The organism is Varibaculum cambriense (genome assembly GCF_022133705.1).
Lineage (GTDB): Bacteria > Actinomycetota > Actinomycetes > Actinomycetales > Actinomycetaceae > Varibaculum > Varibaculum cambriense_A.
Window position 1 is genome coordinate 1 of the sequence record NZ_JAKNHJ010000001.1, and the last position, 21,415, is coordinate 21,415.

Here is a 21,415-nt window from a genome sequence, read left to right on the forward strand (position 1 = left end):
CCCCCCCCCGCCCCGCGCCCCCCCCCCCCCCCCCCCCCCCCCCCCCCCCCCCCCCCCACCCGCCGGACAGTAATGAAAGAAGGGGTTATGCCTTGATTTCTTTAATGACTTTCTGTGCCCAGTCGCGAACTAACTGGTCATCGCGGAAGTCGCCCTCCACTGCACCCCCTAGGCGAGCCACCGTGCGCTCCCGCAAAGATAGCTCCTCTGGATCCAATCTGCCCGGGAAAGTCACATATTCTTGCGGATCAATATTCAAAAGCACCGGTCCTACCCGTGAAGGATCTTGCACCTTGTCTTCGGGAACCCCCGACAGCCCCACTGAGAATGCCCACAGCGGAGTGCGGCGCAGTTCCGAAGCAAAGCGGCGACAAAAATCATTGGCAGTATCCATCCATTTGGTTAGATAAACCGCTGAGCCAATAATGACTGCCCCGTATCCATCTAGACTGTAGACCTCTTCTGGTTTTTCCAGGTCCACTTCCAGACCGGCATTCTCCAGTTCCTCTACAATAACTTTTCCAACTTCTTCAGTCGCTCCATGCTTGGAGGCGATAGTCACTAAAACCTTCATGTCTCTAGTATGACCATTTTTTTCTTTCTTGTCGCGAAAAGACCGGAATTCCTAAAATTCTCATAGACTTAAAACCATGGCGATGGTCGATCCTTCCTTCAAAAATGGGCAAAAGCTCACCGATCTCGCTGTGGTATCCAAATATGCCCTGGATCCGGTAGTTATTTGTCGCAGTGCCGGCCTTCATCGCGTTTCTGAACTGGGGCGCGGGTGTACCCGCGATATTTCTTGGCTTTTTTCCCTTCCCGAACAATGCCTTGACCATTTCCTGGCCTCTAAAGAGGGCGAGCGATTCTTAGGGCAACTACGTGCGGATTTACAGCGGCCACTAAAGGTGTGGCTGGGAGGGGGCACCCGAGCAGAAGCCGAACGTTTCTCGCGGATGCTAGGTACCGGAAGAATCTTAGATACCGCGCAATATCCTGAGGGCAGGGATTATCCCCAGCGACTAGTGGGAGCGATTCTTGCCTGCGAGCAGGAAGAAGATACCAAAATTCCCTGGCTGCTCGATCCTGAAGACCTGGTGGAAGCCCTTATTGAGCGTTGGGAAGATTTGAGTGTCCACAGCCGGCAGCGAATACGTCGCGCATTCTTAGGAATTGACGCTACCCATCTTCCTCCTAAGATCGCCAGCGGCCTGAATGCCTGCGGGATTATCCAGACTCGGCGTTCACCGCTAGTAAAATGGTTAACTGACCCCAAAGTGTTGGCCTACCTGGTGGTAATTACCTATTCCAGCCTGCGAGTTTTACCGGTGAGTCTGGTAAAAGAGTTTCATGGATCTCTGCTGGTGCTATGGACCATGGATATTGTTACCGCTATCCCCTATACCTGGGGAGTACTGGCCATGTTTACCGCCAAGCGCCAATTGGTGCGCATCATAGGTACGTTTACTACCGCGATTACTTTCGCGGCTCCCTACGTATATTTCGCTATGACCGGCAAAGACTACCCCACCTACGTGATAGTAATCGTTATTTTGTTTATTATTTCGGGGTTCTTTGTAGAAGGCTCGAAATATCTACGCGAACGTTACCTGGTGAATTTTTTGCAAAAACCACAAGAAACCGGCACTAACTGACATTTTTATGCTTTAGTTGCGTCTGCTTGCGTGGGGCTTGCGGACCTACAAAAGTACGGATCACACCGTTGCCAATAAAGTAAACGCCGCTAATCCACCATGCCCACCACACCAAGGGGTTACGTTCGGGGAAATAAATAGTGAGCCAAATAATGCAGGCTAGCCAAATCACCACTGACAAAATATTTAGCCACCGCAGTTTTTCTACCCGGAAAGGATGGCAGAAAGTAAGCGGAGATAGCGTTAGCACAATAAAGAGCAGCACGATGGTCAGGTTGAACCACCAGGGCAGTGCCACCAGATAGAGATAGAGGATTACGATATTCCAGGCTGCCGGGAATCCCACGAAATAGTTATCGGAGCTTTTGGCTTTCTTATTGCAGTAACAGAACATAGAGGAGGCACAAACCGCTACCATCAGCAATTCGGTCACCACTAGATCCATTCCCTTACCGGGGATTCCCGGAGCGAACACTAAGGTTTGGGACATGAAAATCGCGGGGATAAACGTCCAGGTCAAATAGTCTACGATCAAATCGAGAGCGGAACCATCAAACCAGGGAATTACCTCCTTCACCCGGTAGCGCCGCGCCAGAGTGCCGTCCAAGCCATCAACAATCAAGCTAATCGCCAGCCATCCCCACATCTGCAGGTAGTCGTGGCGCATTAAGGCAAGTACCGCACAACCAGCCCAGACCACCCCAGAGGCGGTAAAGACATGAACTGCCCAAGCTTTTAGATAGTCACTGCGCGTGAACTGAGAATCAACTGTCGCGGGGATCTGTTCCATAGTCCCTATTTTGCCTTAGGCTTTCAAATACATAAAAACCTGAAACCTTGGCTCTTTGTTTCTTATAACGAGCGAGGGCGCCTAGCCCTCAGTAGACAGGGCTTTGCCCGGCTCGCCGCTCCACACATCGGTGGGTAACTTTGCCGGCAGATAGGAATTGTTATTAGCTACGAACACCGGTACCGCCTCTTTATCGCGCCGAAGCGATGCCGAATAATCCTTTAAGGCGCCCACTGCCCACTTCCACAGCAGGGTAATCGCTATCAGATTGGTGATGGTCATAACCGCCATGGCGATATCGACCGCGTTCCACACTAGCGGCAGGGATACCACTGCTCCTAGCACCACCGACGCCACAGAAACCATTCGCACCAGCCAAGATGCCCAGGGTTTAGTAGTCACAAACGACATATTCACATCGGAATAGACATAGGCGGCAATAATTGAAGAAAACGCCAGTACCGAAATAATCAGCAACATTAAATAGGTTGACCAATCCCCCAGCTGGGAGGCTACCGCCACCGTAGTCAACGATGCCGCCTGAGAAGGATCGGTACCGGTAAGCACCTCTTTAGGAGCACTCAAAATGATAATGGCGGTGGCAGAACACACGATAATCGTGTCTACGAAAACCCCTAACGATTGGATGAGCCCTTGGCGCACCGGGTGGGAAACCGTAGCGGTTGCGGCCGCGTTGGGGGCGGTTCCTTGCCCGGCCTCGTTAGAAAATAGACCGCGCTGTACCCCGTTAATCAAGGCAGCGAAGATTCCGCCCCCGACGCCTCCCCCAAGCGCCCCACCGGTGAAAGCGCTTTTTACGATTAAAGCTAGGATCGCGGGAATCTGCCCAATATTCATCACCAGGATAATCGCCGCAATAATCACGTAAACCACGGCCATAATGGGAGCCATCCATTCGGTTACCCGCGCTACCGAACGAATTCCTCCTAAAATAATCGGAGCCGCAAACACGAACAGAATCACCGCAATAATCGCCGAATGCGTGCCTTGCTGGGCTTCGGTAGTGCCGAGGGTGGCCATAATCGAGCCGGCAATGGCATTGGATTGCACGGAAGTGATCACGAAACCACAGGTAATGATAGCGATCACCGCAAAGATGGAACCAAACCAACGTTTGTGCAGCCCCAACCACATATAGTAGGCCGGACCTCCTCGGAAAGTACCGTCCTCGTTTTGGACTTTAAAAATCTGTGCCAGGGTGGATTCCATAAAGGAGGTAGCCATCCCCACTAGCGCTACTATCCACATCCAGAAGATCGCGCCCGGCCCGCCGATGATGAGGGCGGCCGCCACCCCGAAGACGTTGCCCACTCCCACGCGAGCCGCCAGGGAAATAGTGAAAGCCTGGAAGGAGGAGATTCCTCCGCGGGAATCTTTACGAGAGGACAACACTACCTGCCACATATGGCGGAAGAGCCGGAATTGCACTCCCCGGGTAATCACCGTGTAGAAAATCCCCAGGCCGATTAGGATCCAGATTTCGCCGTAGAGGGCGATGGCATCGGCTATCTGTTTAACGATTGCGGCGGCTTGATCCACGCTATTCTTTTCCTTTCATCCGCCCAAAAATCTTTTCGGCGTCCTTATTAGGACAATCCGGCAGGATGAGGTTACGCAAACGTGTCCACACTGCGGAAGCTGGTTACAATAGCCGCATGAGTATTGCGCCCCTAAATCAGCTACTGGACGATTTAGAGGACGCGGGTAAGCTGGATGACCCCTTAGAAGTCCTGGCGGGGTTCAGCAATTGGGCGACCTCCACCCACCGAGCCTTGTATCCCCATCAAGAGGAAGCCGCTACCGAAATTTTTGCCGGTCACCACGTGATTGCGGCGACTCCTACTGGTTCGGGAAAATCTATGATCGCCTTAGCGGGGCATTTGGCGGCGCTGGCGAAAGATCAGCGTTCTTACTACACCGCCCCTATTAAAGCGTTAGTGTCTGAGAAGTTTTTTGACCTAGTAGAACTGTTTGGAGCCCGGAATGTGGGGATGATTACCGGCGATATTTCTCTGAATGCGGAAGCCCCGATTATTTGCTGCACCGCGGAAATCTTGGCTAACCAGTCACTGCGTGATGGCGCTGAGCTAGATGCCGGGGTAGTCATCATGGATGAGTTCCACTTTTACGGCGACCCTGACCGCGGTTGGGCTTGGCAGGTCCCGCTGCTGGAACTGCCGAAAGTCCAGTTTGTGTTAATGTCGGCGACCTTGGGGAACGTCGATTTTTTCATTCGGGACTTGGAAGAGCGCAGCGGGAGGGAAGTGACGCTCGTTGACGGAGCCTCCCGTCCGGTTCCTCTGGAAATGGAATATAGCGAGGACGACTCCCAGTACCTGTTAGAAAGCCTGGTCAAGGCGGGACGCTGGCCGATCTACCTAGTGCATTTTGCCCAAAATGACGCGGTGAAAACCGCGGCGGGGTTGGCGTCTGCTAATCTGCTAGACCGCGAAAAGCGGGAAAAAATCGCTGCCCACTTAAAAGGAGTCCATTTCACCAAGGGATTCGGGCAGACTCTCTCGCGGCTATTACGCCTAGGGGTGGGGGTGCATCATGCGGGTATGTTGCCTCGTTACCGCCTGTTGGTGGAACAATTGGCGCAGCGGGGACTGCTAGCGGTGATTTGCGGGACGGACACTTTAGGGGTGGGGATAAATGTCCCTATCCGCACTGTGGTGTTTACTTCCCTAGTCAAGTTCGATGGGCGCCGCCAGCGGCACCTCACGGCCCGGGAGTTCCATCAGATTGCCGGCAGAGCCGGGCGCGCCGGGTTCGACACTATGGGGTTTGTGGTGGTGCAGGCGCCGCCCGAGGTGATTGAGGCCAAGAAATTGGCGGCGAAAGGCCAAAAACGCAAGGGCACGTCCTCTTCCAATAGCCAAAAGCCGAAGGTGTCCTGGGGACGTTCTACTTTTGAACGCCTGGTCGCTGCCCAGCCAGAAGCGCTGCGTTCTCATTTCCGGATTGACCATTCCTTAGCGCTTAACGTCCTTTCCGGTGGGCGGGACTCCGGGGAACATTTGCTGTGGCTGGCGCGCAATAACCATGACGCTCCGCAAGAGGCCAACCCTCATTTGCGCCGTTTAGGGCAGGTTTATTCCTCATTAAAACAGGCGGAAGTGGTTCAACATTTACCTGCTGAAAAGGCGGGCAGCCGCGGACGCCTAGTGCTCACCCATGACTTGCCGGAAGATTTTGCCCTTAACCAGCCGTTATCGCCTTTCGCTCTGGCAGCTTTAGATCTATTGGATCCCGATAGCCCCGATTACGCTCTAGATTTAGTTTCGATTGTGGAGTCGGTGTTGGAGGACCCCCGCCAGGTGCTGATTGCCCAGCAAAAGGCGCAGCGCGACCAGGTCTATCAAAAGTTGCGTTCCGAGGGCGTGGAATACCACCAGCGTCAGGAAATCCTAGAGGAAACCACCTGGCCGCAGCCTCTCAAAGAACTGATTGCCGGGGCATTTAAGACTTTCGCGCATTCTAATCCTTGGGTTTATGGCTCTGAGCCCTCCCCCAAATCGGTGGTGCGCTATCTGGTAGAAAATGCGCTGACCTTTACCCAGTTTATTTCTCGTTTCGAACTTGCCCGCAGTGAGGGCGTGGTACTGCGCTACCTGACCGACGCCTATCGCGCCCTGGGACAAATCGTGCCGCCGGAGAAGCGCAATGATGACTTCGACCAGTTATTGATCTGGCTGGGCAACACGGTTAAGGGCGTGGATTCCTCGCTGCTAGACGAATGGGAGGCGCTAGCCAGCGGGAAACGCCGGGAAAGCCCCGCGGAGGACGCCCAGGAGGAACCCGCCTTTGGCAGCGGAGAAAACCAGCTGCCTAGCGCTAATCCCTTCGCTTTGCGCCGCCAGTTCCGTAACGTCGTCTGGCAGCGCGTAGAAGCCATAGCCTTCGACAGTTTGCCGCGCCTTGCGGCTTGCCAAGATTTACATCCCGATGGGAGTGCCTGGTCGGATGAGGAGCGCGGGGCTCTCCTGGATGATTATTGGGAACGCTACGATGACTTGCCACTAGATCAGGGGGCGCGCGCCAGTAGCCACGCGGTGATTAGGGAGGGCGACCAGGCGCGAGAGCTGCTTTCTCGCTACCTTCCTGCCGATAGCAACTTGCTGGACGGCAGGAAGGTTTGGGCGTTACTGCAAGAAGTGGATGACGGCAGCGGGCTATGGGAATGGCGAATGTTATTTGCCCTGGATATCGCGGAAACTGATGAGAGTGGGCGGCTACAACCGTACTTGGTGGCCTACGGAGATATCACCTAGGGCGCTGCTGGCGCTAGCACCCTGTCAGTGATTTGCCACGCCCAGTAGAGTGGAGTTATGGATATCGCAACCGGGATTGAACAAGTAGACCAGCGGATCTCTAAAGCCTGTGAGCAGGCGGGACGGGAGCGCAGCGAAGTTACTTTAGAGCTGGCGGTGAAAACCCGCACCAGTGAGCAGATTATTGCGGCCGCTAAGGAGCTGAAAAAACGCGGACTGCCGGTAGTGCTGGGGCATAACCATGTCCAGGAAGCCCAAGCTACCAATGAGGCGGTGCGGGCAGCAGATCTGGGCGCGGAAGTTCATATGATCGGTCGCCTGCAGGGCAATAAAATTACTGCCGCCCTCAAGGTCTGTGACCTGGTCGAAACGGTGGATTCTCTGAAAACTGCCCAGCGTCTGGTGCGCCGCCTCGAGGCCAACTATCCCGGGCGGGTTCTCCCCTGCTTTATCGAAGTGAATTGCTCACGCGAAGCCTCCAAAGAGGGAATCAACCCCGAGGACGCCTGGGAGTTAACCCAGCAAGTGCTACAAATGGAGCAGCTGAGCTTGCGCGGATTTATGACCATTGGGGCGCTCAGCCCTGATGAAGAGCGGATTCGCGAGTCCTTTAGGATTTTGCGGGATTTGCGAGATCGCACGCTTGCTGCCGGAGGACCCGGGCAAGATGCGCGCGAACTATCGATGGGAATGTCCCAGGATTTAGAAATCGCGATTAGCGAGGACGCAACTATGGTGCGGATCGGCACCGATGTTTTCGGCGCGCGCGATTACCGTTAAGGTTTTGTCTGCCGCTCAATCCGCAGTCGGTTAGTTTGCAATCCGCCGGTTATCTAGGATTGCTTCCACATCTACTGGCTTGCTTTGTGCCACCAGCTGCGCGGTAGTCAAAGACTCTTCGCTATGCGGATGCGGACGCGAAGGACGATAAGGAGCCTTGTTTTGGGTCGCCAAATGCTCCGCGAGTAGCTCAGAGGCATCTACGTCACGGCGCGCTAGTCGCGGTTTGAGGGCGTAGATTGGTTTCGGCATCGGCGTTGGCGTCCAAGTATGGTCAGCTTCTGCCTGGTTTTCTGCTGCCTCCTCTGTATGACTTGTAACTGCCGCGGTCTCCGCTTTCTCGGTAGCATCCGCGCTGCTGTCCTCAGCCGAGATTTCGGTAATCTCCGCTAACGTAGTGGTTTCTTTCTCGGCTACAGCGGCGGCAACGGGCTCTTTATCCTCGCTGACTTTTTCTTCTACTAAGGTAACTGCGGCGCTTTCTTCGCCTGTTTCTAAGTGGCTCTGCGAATGGCTGGATGCCATTTCCCGAGGAGTTTCCTTAGCCGTTTCTTCTGCTTGCTCTGCGGTCTCGTCCTCGTGAATTACAAAGTATTCCCGCAAGGTGGCGGCGCGCCTGGCAGCAGCAGCCAGCTTTCCGAGTGCTGTCTGTCCCCGGTTTTCCCCGCCCGATTCTGCTTTCAGTTCGTTACCTGTAGCTGTAGTGCTCTTTTGATGTTTTTCGGTGCTGGCAGCAGCCTCGCTAGCTTCGGCCTCAGCGTGCATTTGTGCGAATTTCTTTTCGCTGGCACTTACGCGATGTCCTTTTGCGGGACGGGTCTCGAGGGCGTGAATAAGTTCTTGGGCTCGCTGATCATTTTCCCGGCCGGCTTTGGCAGCTCGTGCCCCCAGAAATAGCGTTCCCGCAATGGTAGCGAGCGGAATAAGTGTCCACCACCAGGAAAGCAGACTTACCGCGGCCGCCGTAACCAGCACCATACCTATCGCGAACTGTACCGTAACCAAGGTGAGACGGCGACGCGCAGCTTGTGATCGCCGCTCAATCTGCCGAGCCCGGGTAAGCCGAGCGGACATCAGTTCACTGTGGTCACGCTGGGTTGGTGCTACTGGTCGCTGCATGGTTCCTCCTAATACTGGGGGGTTTACGCTGTAGCGTTGCCGCTTTTGCGCCGGTTGCTGCGTGTTAAGTACCCGCAAATTTGCGCTAAAACGGTCATCGCCATGAGATTGGGTTTGCCGCCGCTTGGAGTCAATCAAGAGAGGTAGGTAGATACCCCCCAAAATTAAGACCAATATCGGCAAAGCCAATCCAATAAACTCCACATATCAAAAATAGGGGATTTAGGCGCCAGATTCTCTCTTCATAAAGGCGTGTTGAGCAGGGAAAGTTATTAAATCTTTAGCAAATCGCAACATCTATAACAATCACACCAATAGCCACATTTTTTCTTTATTTTGGCTCGCAGCTACCCGCGGAAGAAACCTATTGTTTAAGTAATCTCACGCGAGTTCTTAGGTTCTAGTGATGGTTGCAACACCAAGTTTGAAAGGATAGTTCAACGGTGTTGTACGAGTATGCGGGGGTCAGTTGACTGACCCCCGCATCAAAAGCCGAGCAAAACCCAGGACAGTTCAGCTACCTCCCGTCCTCGTCGGCTATAGCTACCGGCTCCCCTCGTTTAAGGCACGCCCTGTTTTCTAGTTGCGCCAGGTATCCACCCGGTGGGATTTCCTCAGCGGTAGCCGCATATCCAAGGTGATCAGCCCAGCTTCCCGCAATGCAATAGAAACTGTTTTTTCGCCCCTCAAACCGCAGCCCCAGTTTCTGTACTACCCGCAAAGACACTTTATTTTCGGGACGAATATTTATTTCTACGCGGTGCAGGCGGGGAGCCCCTAAACATAAATCCAACACCATCGCCACCGCCGTAGTAATCACCCCGCGACCACTATATTCCTCCGCTACCCAATAGCCCAGGTTTCCCGAGTGCGAGGCTCCCAGGGCAATATCCCCGATAGTAACCTGCCCCACTAGCTGCTCATCAGCATAAACGCCAAACGGATAGTAACGGCGCTGACGCACCAGGCGGGCACTACGGCGAATGAACGCTTCCAGCTCCATATCGTCTGGGGGATAGCCGGGAGCAATGCTGGCTTCCCAAGGCGCTAACCAACGCTCATTATCGGCTCTTACCTGCGCCGCCTGACGATGATCCCGCGCCACCATTTCTTTAATGGACAGGCGATTTACAGGCGGATCACCCGGTTTAATCAGGCCGCGAGCTACCGGATTATCCAAGTGCGCATAGTAACGCGGCCTGCGCCTAAAAGTTAAACGCTCGTAAAGCAACACGGTGCCCTAATCTAGCACCATGCAGTGGAAATAGTCGCCCTCCGAGACGGAAGTTACCGCCTCGGGGATAACCGCCAGTGCATTCGCCCTCGCCATGGTAGAGAGTAAAAGATCTTCTGGCTCGCCAGTTAGACGCGCGCGATAACCACTATCGGGTGCACCCACGATTTTCACGGGCACAAACTGGCGCCTACCAGCCGGGGAACGCCAACCGCGATCTACTCGCGCCCGCAAGGAAGGACGATACAGTTCATCCCAACCAGCCATATGCCGCAGGCAGGGGCGCACAAAAATCTCGTAGCTGATCTGGGCGGCTACCGGATTTCCGGGGAGGCAAAAAATCGGGGTACCCTCCCCGACAGTGCCATAACCGAGTTGTTTACCGGGGGTCATCGCCACATTGTCGAAGCGGGCAGTCCCTAAAGGAGCTAGCACCTCTTTCACCGTGTCGGCGCTACCGTAGGAAAGTCCCCCGGTGGTGATAATAATATCTGCCCGAACTAGCTGGTCTTCAATAGTTTCCGAGAGCGCCTTTTGTTCATCAGGTACTGCCGCCACTCGGAAAGTGTCAGCGCGCGCATCGGCTACCGCAGACGAAAGCGCGTGCCCATTAGCATCGAAGACTGCCCCGGCGCGGATCGGTTTGCCCGGTTCGATAAGTTCATCTCCGATAGACAAAATCACTACCCGAGGACGGGGACGCACCGTCACCCGTAGGCGTCCTACTCCCGCCAGTAACGCTACTTGCCGCGACCCAATACGCGATCCGGCACGTAAAATGGGGGTGCCCGCACTTACGTCTTGGCCGCGTCGCAAAATGTTTTTTCCCTTGGCGCAGGCAGATAAAATTTGTACCCGCGCCGGACCTTGGTCAGTTTCCTCCAAAGGCACCACCGTGTCGGCTCCCACCGGCAAGGGAGCGCCCGAAGCTATCCGGACTGCACTGTTTTCCACCAATGTGCACGGTTCTGCATCCCCGGCTTTCACCTCAGCGATCACATCCAGGAAGACCTGGCGCATTTTGCCGGCTCCCCCCACGTCTTGGGAACGCACCGCATAACCGTCCAAAGTCGCCTGGTCGGTAACCGGTAAATCGAAAGGTGCACTCACGTCCTCAGCTAGGACACACCCCACCGCGTCTGGCAACAACACGTCTAGGGGATCCAGCGGAGCCACTAGGGAAAGACAAGTATTCAAATGTTCCGCAACCGTGCGCATTACCCCTCCAAAGTCTAGTACTATTACCAGGTTACCTGCCGGAGTCTTTGCCGCGATGGCGAAAAGCCGACTGTGGTTAAACGAGCGACTATCATTGACTCATGGGTTCTGTGAACAGTAAGCCGGAACTGCGAAAAAAATTTCTTGACCGGCGTCGCTTAACGTTTTCCCCTACCCAACGTGTCCAGGCAGAATCGCAAGTGCTCCAGGCTGCCAGGCCACTATTAGCTTCCCTAAAACCCGGCGAGGTCGTAGCCAGTTATATTTCTTTCGACACCGAAGTTCCAACCTTCTTACTCAACGAAGCCATTTTGGATTCCGGGTTGAAACTAGTTGTCCCTTGCGATTTGGAGCAGCCCCGTTGGGGACAATTAGATCCGGTGCAACACACCCGCGCCCTATATCGCCGTTTCAACCCCCACCCACCACTGGTGTCTCGAGAAATGCAGTGCGATCACCTGGCAAAACTGGGGTTAAAGGTGATTTTCTTACCGGCTTTAGCAGTAGATAGGACGCAGGTACGTCTGGGACGAGGAGCCGGTTGGTACGACCAGGCTTTGGCGCACTGCGATTTGACTGGTTCCACTCGCCCCCAGTTGATCGCCTTAACCCATGACTGGGAAGTTTTACAGGCGGGGACGCTGCCTCATGAACCGCATGACCAGTTAGTTGATCAGGTACTTACTTCCTCGGGGCGTTTGCAAAAACTAGGCAGCGAGTAACTCTCTGGTTAGTGCGGTGACCAAGGTTCCGTTCTGAGCGTTTCCCCTACGAGGCGCAAAAATACGGCTTTCTTCTCGGTCTACCTTGTCCCAGGTTTCAGCGGTTCTTAAAAGCCGTCGATGACCCGGCGGTTAATGGTTTTCTGCAGCTATGGTTTTCCCTGTCCCCAAGGGGTAATAGCCGCAATGTTTTCCGGCGGATTATCTCGGCTTTCCCTAACGGTCAGGAAACCAACAAAAATCTGGTTATGCGCGAGTTCCTTTGGCGTTGGCGACGCACTATCGCCCTAGCAGCCGCAGTTGCAGTAGCCGTCAGCCTACTGCGTTTAGTGTTGCCCCAAGTGGTCACGAAACCACTATTAATTGCCGCCACCGATATTCCACCAGGAACCATTATTGACGCTGGCCAAGTAACTGTGAAAGAGATTCCCGTGGCCGCCCTGCCACCTCAGGCTTATAAGAAACCTTCCCAGGCAGTCGGTCAGCGGACAGCCGTTCCCATCGCTGCCGGCACTACCCTGTTTCCGGCCTTATTTTCTTCTTCTCCTTTTTCACGACAATCCTATAGAGGGAAAGTGATTTTGGCACTACCTTTGCGAGAAAGCGATCAAGGCCTGGCCGGCGCCGGTGATGAAGTGATTTTCTTCCTCGCAAATGATCAAGATAGTAGCTCTGCCCCCGATACCAGCCCGGACACTACTAATCCGCAAACTATTCCCGAGGGCGGGGCGAGAAAATCTGCGGAGAATACGGGACTCTCCGCGCAAATCACGGCGCAAGTATTATCAGTCAGCGCCGCTAGCGGATCTTTGACGGGCGGGCAAAAAACCGCCACCATTGAGGTTGCGGTTAAACCCAGTGAGGCTGGACGCCTGGTAGAAGCCAGCAAATCAGAACCGCTACAATTGGCCAGGACAGGTTAATTACAAAAAAATGAGGAATGATGAGTAAAGACAATACTGGTTTCATTGCTGGATTCAAAGAATTTATTTCCCGTGGAAACGCCATCGACCTAGCAGTTGGGGTTGTTATTGGTGCCGCTTTTGGCGCAGTAGTCACCGCCATCGTTGACAAATTCATTAACCCGCTAATTGCAGGGCTAGTGGGTAAACCTAACTTCGATAATGTTTTAGAGTTCCATCTCGGTAACGCTACCGTGCAACCGGGAGCGATTATTACCGCCCTGGTTAACTTCCTGCTAGTCGCCCTGGCGATTTATACCTGCATTATTGTGCCGATGAATAAGCTCATGCGGATGCGTGACGCTAAAGCTAAAGCCGATGAAGAAGCCGAAGAACCCAAAGCAGATCCCCAAGTGGAACTGCTAACCGAAATCCGCGACCTCCTACAATCCGAAAAATCCGCCTCCCAAAACAGCTAACCTAGTCCCGGTCTGGCTCGGGTTGCGCGGGGGAAAGTTTGTCCTCCCGTAGGCCTCCGCGCACAGGGGCGGATTTTGCCTCTCGCCCCGAAATCCGGAAAATGCTCTGGCATTTTCACGGATTTAGTGCCCGGAGCCTACCCTGCGGCATAAATCCGCCCCTGCACGCTAGTTGCGTACCTTACGAGAATCTCGCGCCAGCTATGCCCCTTGCGCGGAGGAGAAGTTTTATCCGAGCAGGCTAGGTGGGTATCTGGCGGTTCTTGTTCCCGTATAGCCCCTTACTTAGGTGGTACCAGCGAGCGGGGAGCCTGGGTTTTATCCGAGTGGGCGCGGCGGGCATAAGAATTCGGAAAACGCCGCTACGTTTTCCGAATTTCTTGGGCGGGAGGAAAAACCCAGGCTCCCCGCGCCCTGCTAGGCTCCCTACGTCCAGCCCCGCGCCGCCGCACAATCAGCTAGGCAGGTTTTCTTTGGCTTGGCGAGTGCGCTGGTCGTAATCCTCCACGCTGTTGACAGAATTTCCCCCCAACGGGGAGGAAACCAAGGGAACCTTCTTGAAAGTCAAGGCCGGATCGTAGGGCATGGGGCGCTGGCCTTTGCGGCGCGCGGTGGAAATGACGGTTGCCACCCAGGCCAGGAGCGTCCAGATCGCTAGCACCAGTAATGCTTTGCCGAAATGTAGCTCTCCGCCGGCAATCGCGGCGCGGATAGTGCGTGCCACATGGGTCATGGGCAACAGGGGGCTGAGGAACTGGAAGAACTTCGGAGCGGTTTCTACCGGGAAAGTTGCACCGGTGGAGGTGATTTGCAGGCACAGCAGGATTACTGAAAGGGCGCGTCCTCGATATCCGAGAGCGGCTACGCAGGCTTGGTTGATCGCTACGAATCCGATAGAGGCTAATACTGCTATTAACAATAATGCCCCGAAATTTTGGGCATCTAGCTTTAGGAATAGTTGCATGCCAGTTACTACCGTAACCGCTTGCAGAGTACCGAAGAGTGTCCCGATGGACATGGAGCGGAAACCGCAACTCCAGAAGCTTTCTTCGGGGTGGCGCCGTAAATCTAGGGCGGGGAAGATCAAGAAGATGGCGATCCCGCCGATCCACAGACATAGCGCCATAAAGAAGGGGGCGAATCCGGCACCGTTATGGCGTACCGGGTTTTGCCGTACCGATTCCACATCAGCTACCCCGCTTGCCGCTTCAGAGACTTTTTTAGCCTGTGTCTGGTCTACGGTGGGTACTTGCTCGGCACCATCGCGTAATCCCTCTTTTAGGTTAGAAGCACCGGTGGTTAACTGGTCGATTCCGCCCGCTAACTGTTTTCCGCCATCGGCGGCTTTTTCAGCTCCGGCGGTTAGGGAATCCAATCCGCCGCTGAGAGCGTTGACTCCCGTACGCAGCTGCGCGGAGTTTTTGTCTAGGGTAGCGGCTCCGGCAGAAAGCTTTTGTATCCCTTGTTGTGCCTGTTCTAATCCGTTGGCGAGGGCGAATGTACCATCTCGTAAGGTAGGCTTTTGGAGTCCGCTCTTCGTTTTTGTAGTCAGAGCCGTTTGCCTACTCAGTTCCTTTACTCCCTGGTCAGCGGCGTTCAATTTGTGCTTTAACTCTTGCGGATCAACCTGGGATAGTTTGTCCGCCATGGTCAGCAGGCCTTGACCTTTGCTGATATTTTCGGACAGTTCTTTAAGGGATATGCCTTGTTTCTTGGCCAGTTCACTGAGCAGCTGGCATTGGGGGAAGGTAGGAAGCGCCACCGGGGGAACCTGTGCGCATTTGTCCGCCGCCTGCTTAAACTCATTCAATAACTGGTTGATTTTGGCGGTGTCGATATTGGCTTGCGAAAGCGGGGTTAACAGGTCAACCAGGTCGTTTCCACTTTTAGCCAGTTTGCTAACTTCCGGTTGCATAGCGGCTATCTGCTGGTGAATCTGGGCCACTCCGCCGTCAACTTGTTTGGCTCCGGCCGCTAGCTTCGGCATATTGTGATTTAGCTGCCCCAAACCGGAATTGAGACTGGAAACTCCGCCAGTATAGGCGGTGATTCCATCCTTTAGTTTCAGGGAACCGTTACGAATTTTAACGCTGCCATCAGCTAGTTCTCCTAATCCCACCACCAGGGTATCGGCACCACTCCCTAACTGATCTCCGCCCTCGCTAAGTTGCCCGGCGCCAGAGGCCGCATCGAGGAACCCCTCTTTAAGCGAGCCGGTAGAAAGCAACAGCTGATCGATATATCCGGCAGCACCCTCATTAGATAGCGCCGCTTGGAGAGCTAATGCCGCCGAGGTGGCCATCGTGCCTTGCAAATAGTTCACCGAGTCATCGGTTCGCAACTCTAATTGAGCCTTTTTTGCGGGGACTTTATTTTCGGGGTCTGCAAGTTTTGAATAAGAACTAGAAAGATTATTGGGGATGAGCAGTAGCGCCTTATAGGTGCCATCCTTTAGCCCGGATTTAGCTTGCGGCAGAGAAGCTTTGGTCCAGTCGAAGCCGGGAGCATCATCTTTATAGAGTTCTTTTTCTAGGCTTTCACCCAGTTTCAGAGTTTTGTCCCCATTAGCGCCGATGGCGTCGGCTGGTTGATCCAGGTTTACCACTGCGGCTTTCAGCAGGTTGACCCGCTGCATTGGATCCTCGTATGCCCAGGTAAACAGGCCGGAATACATCAACGGGATCACCAGGATACCGAGAATCACCACTATGTTGGAAAGAGTGTTCCAACGGTATTTCTTCCCCATTGTGCCTCCGATTTTTCTGGACTCACCTTTTATCTGACCACTTACGATATGTTGGCGTGCTTGCGGCGTTAACTATCGGTATTTTCGGTTTTCTGATAGTAAATAACCTTCCAGCGACAGTCCCCGGAAATAGGACGGAACTGACTATCGGAACGATCTGGATCTACTGCCCATAGCTGCGGAGAAATAGTGGGGGCATGGGCGTAACTGGGGTCGTCTCCCACATCTAAATCCAGGTAGGTGACGACTAGCTCGTCAGCTATCTCCATTCCTTCCTCATAGAGGCGAGCGCCCCCGGTGATCCAACAATTTTGTGCGCCCGTTGCTTGGGAGAGGGCGAGTGCTTGCGGAATAGAGGTCGCAATTTTTGCTCCGCTGGCCTGGTAATTCTCGCGGCTAGTTAGCACAATGTTTAATCGCCCCGGCAGGGCTCGTTTCCCTAAAGCCTCAAAGGAGCGGCGCCCCATAATAATCGGGTTTCCGATAGTGGTGGCTTTGAAATGTTTAAAGTCAGCCGGAACGTGCCAGAGCATTCCCTGACCATTGCCGATTACGCGGTGCGCGGCCTGCGCCCAGATCATGCCGATCTTCATTTTGCCTCCTAAACCGCGATTGGAGCTTTAATAGTCGGGTGGTGGCGGTAGTTCTCAATCTCGACATCTTCCCACTTATAGGCATAAAGATTATCGGCCGGACGCAAATGTAAAGTGGGGAAGGGGTAGGGCTCACGGGATAGTTGCTCGCGCACCTGCTCCACATGATTGTTGTAAATATGGCAATCCCCGCCCGTCCAAATCAGATCCCCGACTTCCAGCCCGCTTTGTTGAGCGAGCATATGGGTGAGTAAAGAATAGGAAGCGATATTAAAGGGAACCCCCAGGAACATATCGCAGGACCGCTGATATACCTGCAAGGACAGGCGTCCGCCGGCTACGTAGGCTTGGAATAGCAGGTGGCAGGGGGCTAATGCCATTTTGTCCAGCTCAGAAACATTCCAAGCAGATACCAGCATCCGGCGCGAGGACGGGTCGTTCTTAATGGTAGAAAGCAGGTTTTCGATCTGATCGATATTGCCTTTCGGGCTGGGCCAAGAACGCCACTGCACTCCGTAAACTGGCCCTAGCTCGCCCTCGGCATCCGCCCAATCATCCCAGATGTGAACCTTTTTTTCCTGCAGAGGACGGACATTAGAAGTTCCGGATAAGAACCAGAACAGTTCCTCCGCAACTCCGCGCATAAATACCCTTTTAGTGGTAATCAGGGGGAAGGAATCCGCCAAGTTATAGCGCAGCTGGGCTCCGAAAAGTGAGCGGGTGCCAGTTCCGGTGCGATCTGCTTTCTCGTTGCCAGAATCTAGGATTTTGGCCAGTAAGTCCTCGTATTGTCTATCTGCCACGCCCTTACCTTTCGCTAGTTGTTTGTCCATATTCTAGCCGGTTACTAGGCAATCGCGCTCTAGGGCTATTGGAGGGCGGGAACGAGGCGAACAGGCAATCCCTAAGACAATATCGCTTTAATCAGCGAAGAAATCTATTTTTTCACTGGAGGAAGTAGCAGGATCTGAAGTTAGATCTATCACCGGTGCCAGCTCTACCATTAGATCCTGGGCGGATATATCGCGTACCGGTCCTAAGGCGGCCTTCAGACCTTCGGCAGTTCGCCGCGCTACCGCCTTGCCGGACAGATAACCTACCCCGGCACCAATCCCGAAAGGAATTAGGCGTCCGGCGATCCGGCCGGCAGTGCGCCGGTATAGTTTCTTAGATGCGTATTTCATCAGGGCTTTGTTTACCTGCCCCAAGGTGGGGGAGGAGAGGTTCTTCAGGGAGGTGCGTGCCCAAGCTAGAGTGCTGAGCCCCAACTGATCGGAAACAATCGCGGCGCCCTCTTCACCTAGCAGGCTAGATAGCACTAGGGCTCGGCGTTGTTCCCGATCGGCAGGACGCACTCCGTGCAGGCGGGAGACCCCCAAAATATAGATGGTGGTCTGCACGGCGTAGGCCGCTAGTTCCCCGGCAGTAAGCCCCAACGCCACCCCGGTGCCACCCCCCGGCAGAGCCGCTCCTGCTCCCACTGCAGAAGAAGCGTAGGCGGTGCGTTTAATGTATTGCTTCGTTAATATCTTTTCCAGATCACCGGCATCTGCCTGCGGATTAGCCTTGGCTAGTTGTAACAATTTGTGGTCAACATGTTCACCAGGAATGTCGAGGACTGCATCCACTACTTCCCCAAAACTAGAGGCGTGACGAACTTTGGTCACCGACTCGCGCAGCGCCGCCGCCAGCTGTTTTTGGGAGGCGCGATTCTCGGAGCGAAAAAACTGGGGAGTTTTAAAATCAAACATCTAGGGGTTCTCCTGGCTAACTTAGTAGTTGAAGCGGATACGATTGAAATAGCTTATGGTTATTTAGGGTAGTCGCCTGTGAGGGACGTGGCGAGCCTGAATGCAAATTAGGTACCGTAGAAAGGAAGAACGCTTGCGGGATTTCGAGCTAGAAGTTGAGTATCCGGCCTCGCCAGCACGGGTTTGTCAAATGCTCACTGATCCGCAGTTCTTGGAGTTTCGCTGGAGGCAAATCTCGCAGGTTAAATGTGAAGTCCAGGTGGAACAGGCCGGTAGTGAAACCTTTGTGTCCCGAGCAAAAGTTGACCTGGCGGAGCTAAAAACTCCAGCTACCTACGCGCGGTTACTTCCCGACCAGCTAGAGATCGAAGTGGTGGAGAACTGGCTTAGCAGTCCCTGCCCCGACCGTATTGCTCACGGCGACTTTGAAGTGCGTTTCGGCAAGGTTCCGGTGCAGGTAAAAGCCAAGAGTCTTCTGGAGGCTTCCCCGCAGGGGGCAGAGAAAACCTTGCGAAAGATTTCCGGAACGCTCCAGGTGAATATGCCGCTTATCGGGGGGAAAGTCGAACGGGAACTTCTGTCGCATCTACAAATTTTTTCTGGGGGAGAAGAAGCAGCTGCGCGACTTTGGCTGGCTAATAACGCTGGCTAAGAGGCTTTCAGTCAGCTTAAAGGCTTAACAAATAGCTCCCGGATTCCGTAAGCGGGCACCTAGCATAGACTGGTAGTCGTGAGTGGGATGCGAGAATTGATCCGCCAATACGGTAAGGATCTATCAGAAAGCGATATCGACCATCTACATATGTTGGTTGGGGACTGGCAGGTACTCTCTGACATTGGCAGTGCTGACCTGATTTTATGGATACCTGATGACCAGGGGCGTTTTGTAGCGATTGCACATGCTCGACCCGGATCGGGGTTTACTATCCATCTTGATGATGTGGTGGGGCTATCAGCTTCTCCGAAACGTTCAGCGATGCTAGCTGCAGCTTTTGCCCCTAACTCTGGGCCAACGGTGCCCGAAGTTCGGTGGGCGGGATCCTATTCGGTGATCGCCAGCGCCCTTCCAGTAAGGCATAACGGACGAGTGGTGGCGGCACTTACTCAAGAGGTAAACATTCAATCTTTGCGGGTTTTTGAACAGCAAGAACAGTGGTTTCACAGAACCGCGAATCTCTTGTGTGAAATGATTTCTGATGGAGTTTTCCCTAACACTGCTATTCCGCCGGCTACGACTCACGGGATGCCACGCTTAATCGATGGTGCCATTAATTTGGATGCTGAAGGGCGGGTGCTGGATCTTACCCCGAATGCCCGATCCTGTCTGCGCCGCCTGGGGGTACGTGAAGAGGTTAATGGGGCGGTTCTGGCGGAACTAATCACCGAAGTGATTCAAGAGCAGACTGAGGTAGATGAGGCTCTACCCGTGGTGGTTATGGGGAAAGCGTCTTGGGTATCAGAAGTAGAATCTTTTTCCGGGATTATCTCTTTTCGGGCGTTGCCGCTAGAACAGGATGGTAAACGGATCGGCGCACTATTGCTGTGTCGGGACGTAACGGAGATGCGTCGCCGCGAACGTGAGTTGATGACTAAGGATGCCACTATTCGCGAGATTCATCATCGCGTCAAGAATAATCTCCAGACGGTTTCTGCGCTTTTGCGTATGCAGATTAGACGGTCGGAATCCTCAGAGGTGCAAGCTGCACTGGGGGAGGCTGAACGGCGGGTGGCGGCGATTGCCCGCGTACATGAAGAACTATCGCAAACCGTGGATGAAACCGTCGAGTTTGACAATATGATCTCTCGGCTGTTGCGGATGGCGGCCGCCATGGCGACTACCGACCAAGCAGTGGAAACTGCTTTTACCGGCAGTTTTGGGATGGTGGATGCCGATGCGGCCTCGGCGTTAGCGGTGGTGATTTCCGAGTTGGTGGCCAACGCGGTAGAACACGGCTTAGGCCAGCGCGGTGGCAAAGTAACCTTGGAGGCTAAACGAGATGGAAACCAACTGGATGCGTGGGTGCGAGATGATGGATGCGGTCTGGGGGATGAGCCTCTAAACGGACTTGGGACGTCGATTGTACGCACTTTGGTGCGCGGTAATTTGAAAGGCACTATTGAGTGGAGTTGTCCCGAACAAGGTACCCAGGTTCATATCCACGCCCTAGTTCAGGAGGCGGTTAATTAGATGGGAAAATCACGTAAACGACGGGGCTGGCCCCAGCTGCCCGCGCCTTTGGCGGGCAAAGTTGTAGATAACCATACCCATTTGCCCCTGTGGGAAGAGCAGATTCCCCTGGTAGAGGGGGTGCGGCTGAGTCTGGAAGAACAACTGGAGCGGGCGCAAAAAGTGGGGGTAAGCGCCCTGATCACCTCGGGCTGTCAGGTAGATGAGCTAGCTCCTACCATTCGGGTGAGTCAGGATCATCCCCAGGTGTTTTGCTCCTTGGCAATTCACCCTAATGAGGCGGCTTTACATGCGAAGGTGGTAGCTACCGCCCCCGATGGGCAAACTTATCAGCTGCAGCCTTGGCACGAGCAATATTCCCTTGAAGAAGCGGTTGAGCAGGTATATAAGGCCGCAACTTCTTCAACTAAAACGGTAGCTATTGGGGAGAGCGGGCTAGATTATTTCCGTACTTCCCCGCAGGGCAGGCAGGCGCAACAACAGGGTTTTCGAATGCATATTTCTTTAGCGAAAGAACTGGGATTGCCCTTGCAGATTCATGACCGGGAGGCGCACGCGGATACTATTCGGATTCTGCTCGAGGAAGGCGCCCCGGAACGGACGGTGTTTCACTGCTTTAGCGGAGATAGTGAGATGGCGCAGGTGCTAGCCGACAATGGTTGGTATGCCTCGATTGCCGGACCGGTTACCTATAACGCCAATGAGTGGCTGCGCGAGGCGGCGCGGGCGATGCCTTCTTCGCTTTTGCTGGTAGAAACCGATGCTCCCTATTTAACGCCCCATCCGCATCGCGGGCAGCCGAATGCCTCCTATATGACGGTGTGGACGGTGCGCAAATTGGCAGAAATCACTGGTTCTACGGAAATCGATATGGCACAGCAGCTGCTAAATAATACCCGCGAGGTTTATGGAGGGGCGGTCACGGATTTCGCTGATTAGGGGA

19 protein-coding genes are annotated in these 21,415 nt (G+C 54.2%); 9 read left to right on the forward strand and 10 right to left on the reverse strand.

Annotation, left to right across the window (positions count from 1 at the left end; genetic code table 11):
* Window positions 1–85 precede the first annotated feature (85 nt).
* A complete protein-coding gene (locus tag L0M99_RS00005) occupies window positions 86–574 on the reverse strand; it encodes a flavodoxin domain-containing protein (RefSeq protein WP_038108666.1) in 489 nt (162 codons plus the stop codon).
* 76 nt (window positions 575–650) lie between these two features.
* Here L0M99_RS00005 and L0M99_RS00010 point away from each other — a divergent pair, with 76 nt between their 5' ends.
* Window positions 651–1,655, forward strand: a complete 1,005-nt coding sequence (locus L0M99_RS00010; RefSeq protein WP_238127339.1) for a hypothetical protein — start codon at window positions 651–653, stop codon at window positions 1,653–1,655.
* Here the strand turns inward: L0M99_RS00010 and L0M99_RS00015 are convergent.
* Together L0M99_RS00015 and L0M99_RS00020 are read right to left on the reverse strand one after the other, a co-directional pair.
* A complete protein-coding gene (locus L0M99_RS00015) occupies window positions 1,648–2,445 on the reverse strand; it encodes a CDP-alcohol phosphatidyltransferase family protein (protein WP_238127340.1) in 798 nt (265 codons plus the stop codon). The genes L0M99_RS00010 and L0M99_RS00015 overlap by 8 nt on opposite strands.
* 81 nt (window positions 2,446–2,526) lie before the next feature.
* Window positions 2,527–4,005, reverse strand: a complete 1,479-nt coding sequence (locus L0M99_RS00020) for an alanine/glycine:cation symporter family protein (RefSeq protein ID WP_238127341.1) — start codon at window positions 4,003–4,005, stop codon at window positions 2,527–2,529.
* A 116-nt stretch (window positions 4,006–4,121) separates the two neighbouring features.
* Here L0M99_RS00020 and L0M99_RS00025 point away from each other — a divergent pair, with 116 nt between their 5' ends.
* Both L0M99_RS00025 and L0M99_RS00030 read left to right on the forward strand, forming a co-directional pair.
* Complete coding sequence (locus tag L0M99_RS00025; protein WP_238127342.1) at window positions 4,122–6,740, forward strand: DEAD/DEAH box helicase; 2,619 nt, start codon at window positions 4,122–4,124, stop codon at window positions 6,738–6,740.
* Between the two features lie 57 nt (window positions 6,741–6,797).
* On the forward strand, window positions 6,798–7,520 hold the full coding sequence (locus L0M99_RS00030; protein WP_024058167.1) for a YggS family pyridoxal phosphate-dependent enzyme: 723 nt from the start codon (window positions 6,798–6,800) through the stop codon (window positions 7,518–7,520).
* 30 nt (window positions 7,521–7,550) lie between these two features.
* Here the strand turns inward: L0M99_RS00030 and L0M99_RS00035 are convergent, their stop codons facing one another.
* The 3 genes from L0M99_RS00035 to glp all read right to left on the reverse strand — a co-directional run bounded on the left by L0M99_RS00035 (window position 7,551) and on the right by glp (window position 11,091).
* Window positions 7,551–8,843, reverse strand: a complete 1,293-nt coding sequence (locus L0M99_RS00035) for a hypothetical protein (protein ID WP_038108660.1) — start codon at window positions 8,841–8,843, stop codon at window positions 7,551–7,553.
* Between the two features lie 313 nt (window positions 8,844–9,156).
* On the reverse strand, window positions 9,157–9,873 hold the full coding sequence (locus L0M99_RS00040; protein WP_238127343.1) for a GNAT family N-acetyltransferase: 717 nt from the start codon (window positions 9,871–9,873) through the stop codon (window positions 9,157–9,159).
* 6 nt (window positions 9,874–9,879) lie between these two features.
* The gene (gene glp, locus L0M99_RS00045) at window positions 9,880–11,091 is read right to left on the reverse strand and encodes a gephyrin-like molybdotransferase Glp (protein WP_238127344.1); all 1,212 of its coding nucleotides are present in this window, start codon (window positions 11,089–11,091) and stop codon (window positions 9,880–9,882) included.
* Between the two features lie 101 nt (window positions 11,092–11,192).
* Here glp and L0M99_RS00050 point away from each other — a divergent pair, with 101 nt between their 5' ends.
* The 3 genes from L0M99_RS00050 (at window position 11,193) to mscL (ending at window position 13,194) form a co-directional block, all read left to right on the forward strand.
* Window positions 11,193–11,813 carry a 5-formyltetrahydrofolate cyclo-ligase gene (locus L0M99_RS00050; protein ID WP_024058162.1) on the forward strand — a complete coding sequence of 207 codons (621 nt, stop codon included), beginning with the start codon at window positions 11,193–11,195 and terminating at the stop codon, window positions 11,811–11,813.
* Between the two features lie 248 nt (window positions 11,814–12,061).
* Entirely contained in the window at window positions 12,062–12,736 is a 675-nt protein-coding gene (locus L0M99_RS00055) for an SAF domain-containing protein (RefSeq protein WP_024058161.1), read from the forward strand.
* 20 nt (window positions 12,737–12,756) lie between these two features.
* On the forward strand, window positions 12,757–13,194 hold the full coding sequence (gene mscL / locus L0M99_RS00060) for a large conductance mechanosensitive channel protein MscL (protein WP_024058160.1): 438 nt from the start codon (window positions 12,757–12,759) through the stop codon (window positions 13,192–13,194).
* Window positions 13,195–13,648: 454 nt separating this feature from the next.
* On the opposite strand, the gene L0M99_RS00065 is transcribed toward mscL, so the two are convergent.
* The 4 genes from L0M99_RS00065 to L0M99_RS00080 form a co-directional block, all read right to left on the reverse strand.
* Window positions 13,649–15,940 carry a YhgE/Pip domain-containing protein gene (locus tag L0M99_RS00065; RefSeq protein WP_238127345.1) on the reverse strand — a complete coding sequence of 764 codons (2,292 nt, stop codon included), beginning with the start codon at window positions 15,938–15,940 and terminating at the stop codon, window positions 13,649–13,651.
* A 68-nt stretch (window positions 15,941–16,008) separates the two neighbouring features.
* Window positions 16,009–16,533: a dihydrofolate reductase gene (locus L0M99_RS00070; RefSeq protein WP_238127346.1), complete on the reverse strand. Its 525-nt coding sequence runs from the start codon at window positions 16,531–16,533 to the stop codon at window positions 16,009–16,011.
* 8 nt (window positions 16,534–16,541) lie between these two features.
* The gene (locus L0M99_RS00075) at window positions 16,542–17,366 is read right to left on the reverse strand and encodes a thymidylate synthase (protein WP_024058473.1); all 825 of its coding nucleotides are present in this window, start codon (window positions 17,364–17,366) and stop codon (window positions 16,542–16,544) included.
* An 87-nt stretch (window positions 17,367–17,453) separates the two neighbouring features.
* Entirely contained in the window at window positions 17,454–18,284 is an 831-nt protein-coding gene (locus tag L0M99_RS00080; protein WP_024058474.1) for a hypothetical protein, read from the reverse strand.
* 100 nt (window positions 18,285–18,384) lie between these two features.
* On the opposite strand from L0M99_RS00080, the gene L0M99_RS00085 reads away from it, so the two are divergent.
* The 3 genes from L0M99_RS00085 to L0M99_RS00095 all read left to right on the forward strand — a co-directional run bounded on the left by L0M99_RS00085 (window position 18,385) and on the right by L0M99_RS00095 (window position 21,411).
* A complete protein-coding gene (locus L0M99_RS00085) occupies window positions 18,385–18,936 on the forward strand; it encodes a DUF2505 domain-containing protein (RefSeq protein WP_238127347.1) in 552 nt (183 codons plus the stop codon).
* Window positions 18,937–19,023: 87 nt separating this feature from the next.
* The gene (locus L0M99_RS00090; RefSeq protein ID WP_024058476.1) at window positions 19,024–20,472 is read left to right on the forward strand and encodes a sensor histidine kinase; all 1,449 of its coding nucleotides are present in this window, start codon (window positions 19,024–19,026) and stop codon (window positions 20,470–20,472) included.
* Window positions 20,473–21,411 carry a TatD family hydrolase gene (locus L0M99_RS00095; protein ID WP_238127348.1) on the forward strand — a complete coding sequence of 313 codons (939 nt, stop codon included), beginning with the start codon at window positions 20,473–20,475 and terminating at the stop codon, window positions 21,409–21,411.
* The last annotated feature ends 4 nt before the right edge of the window (window positions 21,412–21,415 follow it).

Excerpts from the sequence above, each read along its gene's own strand:
- L0M99_RS00005 (WP_038108666.1), bottom strand. The coding sequence starts at position 574 with ATGAAGGTTTTAGTGACTATCGCCTCCAAGCATGGAGCGACTGAAGAA.
- L0M99_RS00010 (WP_238127339.1), top strand. The coding sequence starts at position 651 with ATGGCGATGGTCGATCCTTCCTTCAAAAATGGGCAAAAGCTCACCGAT.
- L0M99_RS00015 (WP_238127340.1), bottom strand. The coding sequence starts at position 2,445 with ATGGAACAGATCCCCGCGACAGTTGATTCTCAGTTCACGCGCAGTGAC.
- L0M99_RS00025 (WP_238127342.1), top strand. The coding sequence starts at position 4,122 with ATGAGTATTGCGCCCCTAAATCAGCTACTGGACGATTTAGAGGACGCG.
- L0M99_RS00030 (WP_024058167.1), top strand. The coding sequence starts at position 6,798 with ATGGATATCGCAACCGGGATTGAACAAGTAGACCAGCGGATCTCTAAA.
- glp (WP_238127344.1), bottom strand. The coding sequence starts at position 11,091 with ATGCGCACGGTTGCGGAACATTTGAATACTTGTCTTTCCCTAGTGGCT.
- L0M99_RS00050 (WP_024058162.1), top strand. The coding sequence starts at position 11,193 with ATGGGTTCTGTGAACAGTAAGCCGGAACTGCGAAAAAAATTTCTTGAC.
- L0M99_RS00055 (WP_024058161.1), top strand. The coding sequence starts at position 12,062 with ATGCGCGAGTTCCTTTGGCGTTGGCGACGCACTATCGCCCTAGCAGCC.
- mscL (WP_024058160.1), top strand. The coding sequence starts at position 12,757 with ATGAGTAAAGACAATACTGGTTTCATTGCTGGATTCAAAGAATTTATT.
- L0M99_RS00065 (WP_238127345.1), bottom strand. The coding sequence starts at position 15,940 with ATGGGGAAGAAATACCGTTGGAACACTCTTTCCAACATAGTGGTGATT.
- L0M99_RS00070 (WP_238127346.1), bottom strand. The coding sequence starts at position 16,533 with ATGAAGATCGGCATGATCTGGGCGCAGGCCGCGCACCGCGTAATCGGC.
- L0M99_RS00075 (WP_024058473.1), bottom strand. The coding sequence starts at position 17,366 with ATGGACAAACAACTAGCGAAAGGTAAGGGCGTGGCAGATAGACAATAC.
- L0M99_RS00080 (WP_024058474.1), bottom strand. The coding sequence starts at position 18,284 with ATGTTTGATTTTAAAACTCCCCAGTTTTTTCGCTCCGAGAATCGCGCC.
- L0M99_RS00085 (WP_238127347.1), top strand. The coding sequence starts at position 18,385 with ATGCAAATTAGGTACCGTAGAAAGGAAGAACGCTTGCGGGATTTCGAG.
- L0M99_RS00090 (WP_024058476.1), top strand. The coding sequence starts at position 19,024 with ATGCGAGAATTGATCCGCCAATACGGTAAGGATCTATCAGAAAGCGAT.
- L0M99_RS00095 (WP_238127348.1), top strand. The coding sequence starts at position 20,473 with ATGGGAAAATCACGTAAACGACGGGGCTGGCCCCAGCTGCCCGCGCCT.